Source organism: Streptomyces sp. SID9727 (assembly GCF_010550605.1).
Classification (GTDB): Bacteria; Actinomycetota; Actinomycetes; order Streptomycetales; family Streptomycetaceae; genus Streptomyces.
In genome coordinates this window covers 38,295-45,597 of record NZ_JAAGNI010000184.1, presented here as the reverse complement: position 1 = coordinate 45,597, position 7,303 = coordinate 38,295, and the positions used below count along the sequence as shown (strand labels likewise).

At 73.9% G+C, this 7,303-nt stretch carries 6 protein-coding genes; 3 read left to right on the top strand and 3 right to left on the bottom strand.

Translation table 11 applies throughout. The features are described from left to right. Positions 1-764: hypothetical protein (locus G3I41_RS12705; RefSeq protein ID WP_164400317.1), on the bottom strand; the 764-nt coding region annotated here is incomplete at its 3' end. Between the two features lie 71 nt (positions 765-835). Continuing rightward, the gene (locus G3I41_RS12700; protein ID WP_164400316.1) at positions 836-2,617 is read right to left on the bottom strand and encodes a glycoside hydrolase family 35 protein; all 1,782 of its coding nucleotides are present in this window, start codon (positions 2,615-2,617) and stop codon (positions 836-838) included. Between the two features lie 123 nt (positions 2,618-2,740). Here G3I41_RS12700 and G3I41_RS12695 point away from each other — a divergent pair, with 123 nt between their 5' ends. Both G3I41_RS12695 and G3I41_RS12690 read left to right on the top strand, forming a co-directional pair. Then, complete coding sequence (locus tag G3I41_RS12695) at positions 2,741-3,619, top strand: AraC family transcriptional regulator (RefSeq protein ID WP_164400315.1); 879 nt, start codon at positions 2,741-2,743, stop codon at positions 3,617-3,619. 19 nt (positions 3,620-3,638) lie between these two features. Next, positions 3,639-3,977 (top strand): chorismate mutase, encoded by a 339-nt coding sequence (locus tag G3I41_RS12690; RefSeq protein WP_164400314.1) that lies wholly within the window; start codon positions 3,639-3,641, stop codon positions 3,975-3,977. Positions 3,978-4,028: 51 nt separating this feature from the next. Here the strand turns inward: G3I41_RS12690 and G3I41_RS12685 are convergent, their stop codons facing one another. Further along, entirely contained in the window at positions 4,029-5,465 is a 1,437-nt protein-coding gene (locus tag G3I41_RS12685) for an MFS transporter (RefSeq protein WP_164400313.1), read from the bottom strand. A gap of 344 nt (positions 5,466-5,809) precedes the next feature. Between G3I41_RS12685 and G3I41_RS12680 the strand changes: the two genes are divergently transcribed. Further along, the gene (locus G3I41_RS12680) at positions 5,810-7,294 is read left to right on the top strand and encodes an aldehyde dehydrogenase (RefSeq protein WP_164400312.1); all 1,485 of its coding nucleotides are present in this window, start codon (positions 5,810-5,812) and stop codon (positions 7,292-7,294) included. The last annotated feature ends 9 nt before the right edge of the window (positions 7,295-7,303 follow it).

Here is a 7,303-nt window from a genome sequence, read left to right as displayed (position 1 = left end):
GCCGCCGCCTCGAAGGCGTACGGCCCCCCGGGCACCCCGGCCACCGACCGCCGGTCACGCGCGTAACGCCGCCGCCCCGCCCACCCCGCAGCCGTCAGCGGCGGCTGCGCCGCATCCCGCAGCGCCCGCGCCCGGCCCTCCGTGTACGCGGCGTACGCCTGCGGACTGGTGAACCACGGCGAGGGGTCCTCGCCGAACACCAGCGCCCGCTTGGCCAGCACGTACCCGAACTCCTCCGGCGTCAGGTACCCCAGCTTCTGGCTGGACGTCGCGTCCTCGCGGAACGCGTCCAGCAGCAGCCACCCCGCCCCGAGGTACGCCGCCGCCGTATCCGTGAGGATCTCGTTGTCGCGCGTGCCGGGGAACTCCAGGCCCAGCCGGTGCAGCAGCACATGGGCGACCTCGTGCGACAGGGCCGCGCCGATGTCCCGGCGATGGGTGCGGAAGCGGTCGTTCAGCTCCACGAAGTACTCCGGCCCCGACGCGAGTTCGACGCTCCCCGCGTGCTCCATCGACCGGAACGCCACGATCACCCGGGCGTCCGGCAGCCGGTAGTGGTGCACCATCGCCCGCGCCACCCGCTGCGCGCCCAGGTGCAGATCGTCCGCGGCGGCGAACGCGGCGTCGGCCGGGGCGAGGCTCGGCGCGAACCGCTGGACGCCGTCGGGCGACAGCCTCCGGTACAGCGCGGTGATCGCCGAGCGGACCGTCGCCAGATGCGGGAACCCGTGCTCGACGGGGCTGCGGCGAGGGCTGTCCGGCATGTCCGTACCCCCGCTCGTCGCTCCGGCCCGACTCCTCACTCACGTAAACCGGGGAAGGAGCCCCGAGGTTGTCAGCCGCCGGCCCGGACCGGCAGCCCCGGGCCCAGCTCGACGTACCGCGCGCCCGCGCCCTCCGTCTCCAGCACCCACACCTCGTTGACCCCGTCCCGCAGCACCGGACCCGGCACGTACAGCGTGTGCTGCGGGCCCGCCGACCAGTACCGGCCCAGGCAGAAGCCGTTCACCCAGACGAACCCCCGCGTCCAGCCCGGGAGTCCGAGCCCCGCGTGGTCCGCGCCCGCCGCCAGCTCGAACGTGCCCCGGTACAGGCCCGTCCCGCCCTCCCCGTCGACCGGCGCGAACGGCACACCCGCCACCGCGCCCGGCTCCTCGAACGCGTCCAGCCGCAGCGCCCGCGCCCGCACCCCGTGCAGATACTGGCGCTCGTGGAGGACACCCCCGGTGACGCCCTTCGGCTCGCCCAGGCGCGGCCCGTAATTGACCCGGCCCAGCGACTCCACCCACAGCTCCACCTCGGCGGGCCCGGCCACCGGCTCCGCCAGCGCGGCGGCCCCCTCGCTCAGGACGCCCCGGCGCACCCCGTCCACGTACACCACCGCACGGTCCCGCAGCCCCGCGACGGCCAGCGTGTACGGGCGGCGCGGACCCGGCACGGCGACCCGGTAGCGCACCAGACCGCGGTCCACCCCCAGCTCCTCGAACGTCGGCGGCACCCCGGACTCCGCCGCCTCCTCGTCCCCCAGCGCCTCCAGCACCGCGTCCAGCGGCGCCCACTCGGTCAGCTCCGCCCGGACCGGGGCGGCGAGCCCGACGGGCTCGGGCGGCGGCGGGGGCAGCGGCCCGTCCGCGTACCCGGCGAGGACCTCCCGGAACAGCCGGAACTTCTCCGTGGCCCGGCCGTACTCGTCCACCGGCGCGTCGTAGTCGTACGACGTCACCGTCGGCAGCAGCTCCTCGTCCTGGAGCGGGCCGGAACGGTTCGCACCCGCCCAGCCGGCGAAGTTCGTACCGCCGTGCGCCATGTAGACGTTCACCGACGCCCCGCACTCCAGGATCTCCGCCAGCGCGGCGGCCGCCTGCGCCGGTTCCCGCACCACCGGCGGCGCGCCCCAGTGCTCGAACCAGCCGCACCAGAACTCCATGCACATCAGCGGACCCGACGCCTGGTGGCGGCGCAGCACCCGGAACGCCTCGCGGGCGCCCGAACCGAAGTTGGCGGTGGCGAGCAGGCCGGGCACCGAGCCGCCGGTGAGCATGTGGTCCTCCGGCCCGTCCGAGGTGAACAGCGGCACCTCCACCCCGTACGCGCGCAGCAGCTCCGTCACCCGGCGCAGATGGACCGCGTCGGTGCCGTAACTCCCGTACTCGTTCTCGGCCTGCACCATGATCACGGGGCCGCCGCGGTCGATCTGCCGCTCCGCGACCTGCGGCAGCAGCTCGGCGAACCAGGCCCGGACCGCGTCGAGGTACCCCTCGTCACGGGTCCGCACCCGCCGCCCGAACCGGCCGGTCACCCACGCGGGCAGCCCGCCGTTCTCCCACTCCGCGCAGATGTACGGGCCCGGGCGCACGATCGCCCACAGGCCGGCCCGGTGCGCCGCGTCCAGGAAGCGGCCCAGCGCCCCGGTGTCCCGGAAGCGGCCGGGCAGGGGCTCGTGGAGGTTCCACGGGACGTACGTCTCCACACAGTTCAGGCCCATCGCCCGCAGCATCGCGAGCCGGTGGTCCCACTGGCCCTCGTACACCCGGAAGTAGTGCAGGGCCCCGGACAGCAGCCGTACGGGCTTCCCGTCGATCCGGAAGTCGTCGTCCCCGACGGTGAAGTCAGCCATGGTGCCCGTTCTCCTGATGCGCGGAATGTCTCGGTCCAGCCTCACCCCTGGCGTGCGGCCGGTCCATGGACAAAGATCTTGGCTGTTTGGACGCGAGTCGCCGGGCCGGGAGGGAGGGAGCCCATGTACCACACCTGGATGCGCTTCTTCACGCCCAGCCCGCTCCACCACCGCCTCGGCCTCGTCTGCCTCGGCGTCGGCCTCCAGCACGGCACCCTGCCGACCGTCGGGCCGCGCACCCTGGACCACCACGTGGCCGTCGTCGTCCACTCGGGCAGCGGCTGGTTCGCCGGGCCGGACGGGCGGCGGGTGCCGGTCACCGCGCCCAGCCTCATCTGGCTGACCCCGGGCACCCCGCACCACTACGGAGCCGACCCCGCGACCGGCTGGGACGAGAGCTTCGTGGACTTCACCGGGCCCGCCACCGCCACGTACACCGAGCTCGGCTACATCGAACCCGACCGCCCCCTGGTCCCCCTCTCCGACACCGCCGCCCCGCGCGCCGCGATCGGCCGGATGGTCCGGGCGGCCCGGCGCGGCAACCCGCTCCTGGAGGTCGAGACCGGGGCCGCCGTGCACGAACTCCTGGTCGCCCTGCGCCGGGCCCGCGCCGACGTCGGCCCGGACGGCGACCCGGTCCTCCAGGCGCTCGCCCGGGACGCCTTCCAGCCGCTGTCGGTCGCCGAGCACGCCGCCCGGCACGGGATGACCCCCGCCGAACTGCGGACCGCGGTGCGCCGGGGCGCGGGAAGCAGCCCGAAGGACTACCTCCTCACCATCAGGCTGGGGCGCGCGAAGGAGCTCCTCGCCACGAGCGACCTGCCGGTGGCGGCCGTCGCGCGCCGCGTCGGCTACGACGACCCGGCTTACTTCTCCCGCCTCTTCGCCCGCCGCGTAGGCATCGCCCCGGTGCGCTTCCGCGAACAGCAGGGCCGTACGGTCCCGGGCGGCTGGAGCGACCGCGTCCCGGACCCCGAACACCCGCCGACGATCACCTCGTAGCCCCGTAAGCTCGCTGCCCATGACCACGAACGACATCGACGCCTCCGTACGCGTCGAACTCGACCGGCTGCGCCAGAGCATCGACAACATCGACGCCGCCGTCGTCCACATGCTGGCCGAACGCTTCAAATGCACCCAGCAGGTCGGCCACCTCAAGGCCGCCCACCAGCTGCCGCCGGCCGACCCGGCCCGCGAGGCCCGCCAGATCGCCCGCCTCCGCGAGCTCGCGGAGAGCGCCCATCTCGACCCGGCGTTCGCCGAGAAGCTGCTCAACTTCATCGTCGCGGAGGTCATCCGCCACCACGAGCGCATCGCCGAGGAGTCCGCGAACGGCACGGAGGCGACCGGGGGGCGCTGAGGGCCTGTCGCCCCGCCCCCGGCCGCCTCCGCGTCCGCGTCCGCCCGCCCGTCAGGGCGAGATCTCCTCCAGGGGACGGTTCGCCGTCTCCTCGGCCAGGGTGCCGGCGACCACCGCGCCGAGCACCGCCACCGCGGCGAGCATCACGAAGACCGCGACGACGCTGTCGTTCGCCGCGTAGACGACCCCGACCAGGATCGGGCCGAGGATCACGCCCAGGCGGTTGACCGCGCCGCCGACGCTGCACCCGAGCGCCCGCATCCGGGTCGGGTACAGCTCGGGGGTGTACAGGTACAGGCAGATGTTGGAGCCGAAGAAGCCGACCGCCGACAGCGAGGTCCAGATCAGGACCTGGACGGGGGAGCCGGCGCCGAGCGCGGCCAGGGTGAGCAGGAGGGCGGCCGAGGCGCCGAGGCAGATCGCGAAGATCCTGCGGCGGCCCAGGACGTCCACCGTGAGCGCCACGATCAGGCAGCCGAGCAGGCCGGCGACCGAGGTCACCGTGGAGTAGAGGAGGGCGTCGGAGAGGCCGAGGCCGTACTCGTCCTTGTAGATGCTCGGCAGCCAGGACGTCACGCCGTAGTTCACGAAGTAGCCGGTGAACCAGATCGCGCCGACGACCAGGGTGCGGCGCCGGTAGCGGCCGGTGAACAGGCCGCGCATGCCGGTCGCCGCCCGCTCCGCGTCGGTGGCCGCGGCGGACGGCTTCTCCGGAGCGTGAGGGGCGCCCGGGGCGTCCGGGGCCGGGAGCGGCCGGCCCGTCGCGGCCGCCACCTTCGCCTCGATTCCGGCCATCACCGCTTCCGCCTCCGCGAGCCGCCCCCGGTCCGCGAGCCAGCGCGGGGATTCCGGGACGCGGCGCTGCACGAGGAAGGCCAGCAGGCCGGGGATCGCGGCGACCGCGAACATCGTGCGCCAGCCCGCGGCCGGGACGACCCAGGCCGCGACCAGCGCGCCGACGGTGAGGCCCGCCGGGAAGACCAGCTCGTACAGCAGGACGAAGCGGCCCCGCTTGAAGCTGCGCGTGATCTCGCTGATGAAGGCCGCCGCCACCGGCACCTCGCCGCCGATCGCGAGCCCCTGCACGAAGCGGAGCGCCAGGAACGGGGTGAGCGAGGTGCAGGCGGTGAGGGCCAGGCTCACCAGGCCCGACAGGGCGATGCAGTACGCGATGACCTTCACCCGGCCGTAGCGGTCGGCCAGCCGCCCCGAGAGCAGGGCGCCGACGAGCATGCCGACCGAGCCGACGGTCAGGACGGCCGTGGCGTCACCGGTGGACAGGTGCCACTCGTCCCGCAGTTCGGGCAGCGCGTAGGCGATCAGCAGCTGGTCGAACGCCTCGAAGAAGGTGACCACGCCGACGATCAGGCGGACGGTGACGTGCCAGCGGGAGGGCGGCAGCCGTTCGAACCGGGCCGCGATGGCGGTGCGGGTGGTACCGGCGGGCGAGGGGCCCGGCGCGGCGTCCGGTGAGATGTCGGTGCTCATCCAGGGTTCCTCCTGCTCCGCGGGGGCCCGGAGCGGTTGGGGGAGCCAGGTGTACGTGTTCGCAGAGGCAGTAGGGGGCCGAGCGTACGGGTGGGGGAGCGGTACGCGGTGCCCGTGGAGCGGTGACCTCGCCCACGAACCTCTGTAAGCACCTAGCTTCTTAGGGCTTAAGTTCTATCGGTCCAGGGGTGGCGGCCGTCAAGGGCCGGGGAGCAAAAGACTTTTTGCCCGGGCTTTCCGTCCAGGGGGGCTTGCGGGCAATTACTTAAGTGCTTAGCTTTTAAGCCCTGAGGTACTGGCTCCGGCCGGACCGGAAACCGATCACGACCGCAGGAGGCCAACCGATGCTTGCCGACGAGGTGTTGGTCGCAGGACAGTGGCGCCAGGGCCGGGGCGCCCCCATCGAAACCATCGACCCGGCCACCGGCCAGGTCATCGCCACCGTGCACGCGGCGTCCCTCGAAGACGTCGAGGAGGCCGCCGCCGCGGCCACCCGGGCCGCCCAGGACCCCGCCTGGCGCGAACAGCCCGCCCACCTCCGCGCCCGGCTGCTGCACCGCGTCGCCGACCTCGTCGAGCAGGGTGCCGACCGGCTCTCCGCCCTCCAGACCGCCGACACCGGCAAGTGCCGCACCGAGACCCGCGCCCTCGTCCTCAGCGCCGCCGGCACCTTCCGCTACACCGCCGCCGCCCTGGAGACCGCCGAGGACGCCCTCACCCCGGCCCGCGGCCCGTACCTCACGATGAGCGTCCACGAACCCATCGGCGTCGTCGGCGCGATCACCCCCTGGAACTCGCCGATCGCCAGCGACGCCCAGAAGCTCGCCCCCGCCCTCGCCGCCGGCAACGCCGTCCTCCTCAAGCCCGCCGAGTGGACCCCCCTCGTCGCCCTCGCGCTCGGCCGCCTCGTCCACCAGGCCCTCACCGAGGCCGGCCTGCCGACCGCCCTGCTCTCCGTCCTGCCGGGCCGCGGCAGCGTCATCGGCGACGCGATCGTCCGCCACCCCGCCGTCGGCAAGGTCACCTTCACCGGCGGTACGGAGACCGGCCGCACCCTCGCCCACGCCGCCGCCGACAAGCTGATCCCCGTCTCCCTCGAACTGGGCGGCAAGTCACCGACGATCGTGCTGGAGGACGCCGACCTCGAACAGGCCCTCGCCGGCGTCATGTACGGGATCTTCTCCTCCAGCGGGCAGAGCTGCATCGCCGGCTCCCGCCTCTTCGTGCACCGCTCCCGCTACGAGGAGTTCCTCGGCGAACTCGTCGCCCGCACCGAGAAGCTGCGCGTCGGCCCCGGCACCGACCCGGACACCCAGGTCGCCCCGCTGGTCCACCACCGCCACCGCGACAGCGTCGCCGCCTACGTCGACCTGGCCCGCGCGGAGGGCGCCACCGTCCGGTGCGGGGGAGCGGCCCCCGAGGGCGAGCGCTACCGGGACGGTGCCTACTACCTGCCCACCGTCCTGGACGGCCTGCCGAACACCTCCCGGACCTGCCAGGAGGAGATCTTCGGACCGGTCCTGGTCGCCCTGCCCTTCGAGGACGAGGACGACCTCGTCGCCCAGGCCAACGACAGCGTCTACGGGCTCGCCTGCGGCATCTGGACCCGCGACCACGCCCGCGCCTGGCGGCTCGCCCGCCGCGTCGACGCCGGCACCGTCTGGATCAACACCTACAAGCAGTTCAGCATCTCCACCCCGTTCGGCGGGCTGAAGGACAGCGGCATCGGCACCGAGAAGGGCCGCGACCTCATCCGCGGCTACCAACGGCAGAAGTCCCTCTACTGGGCCACCGACACCACCCCGCTGCCCTGGGCCGCCGCCCACTGACACCGCACG

What these genes read in the sequence shown, in the direction of transcription:
- G3I41_RS12700 (WP_164400316.1), bottom strand. Translation starts at nt 2,617, where the DNA reads ATGGCTGACTTCACCGTCGGGGACGACGACTTCCGGATCGACGGGAAG.
- G3I41_RS12695 (WP_164400315.1), top strand. Translation starts at nt 2,741, where the DNA reads ATGTACCACACCTGGATGCGCTTCTTCACGCCCAGCCCGCTCCACCAC.
- G3I41_RS12690 (WP_164400314.1), top strand. Translation starts at nt 3,639, where the DNA reads ATGACCACGAACGACATCGACGCCTCCGTACGCGTCGAACTCGACCGG.
- G3I41_RS12685 (WP_164400313.1), bottom strand. Translation starts at nt 5,465, where the DNA reads ATGAGCACCGACATCTCACCGGACGCCGCGCCGGGCCCCTCGCCCGCC.
- G3I41_RS12680 (WP_164400312.1), top strand. Translation starts at nt 5,810, where the DNA reads ATGCTTGCCGACGAGGTGTTGGTCGCAGGACAGTGGCGCCAGGGCCGG.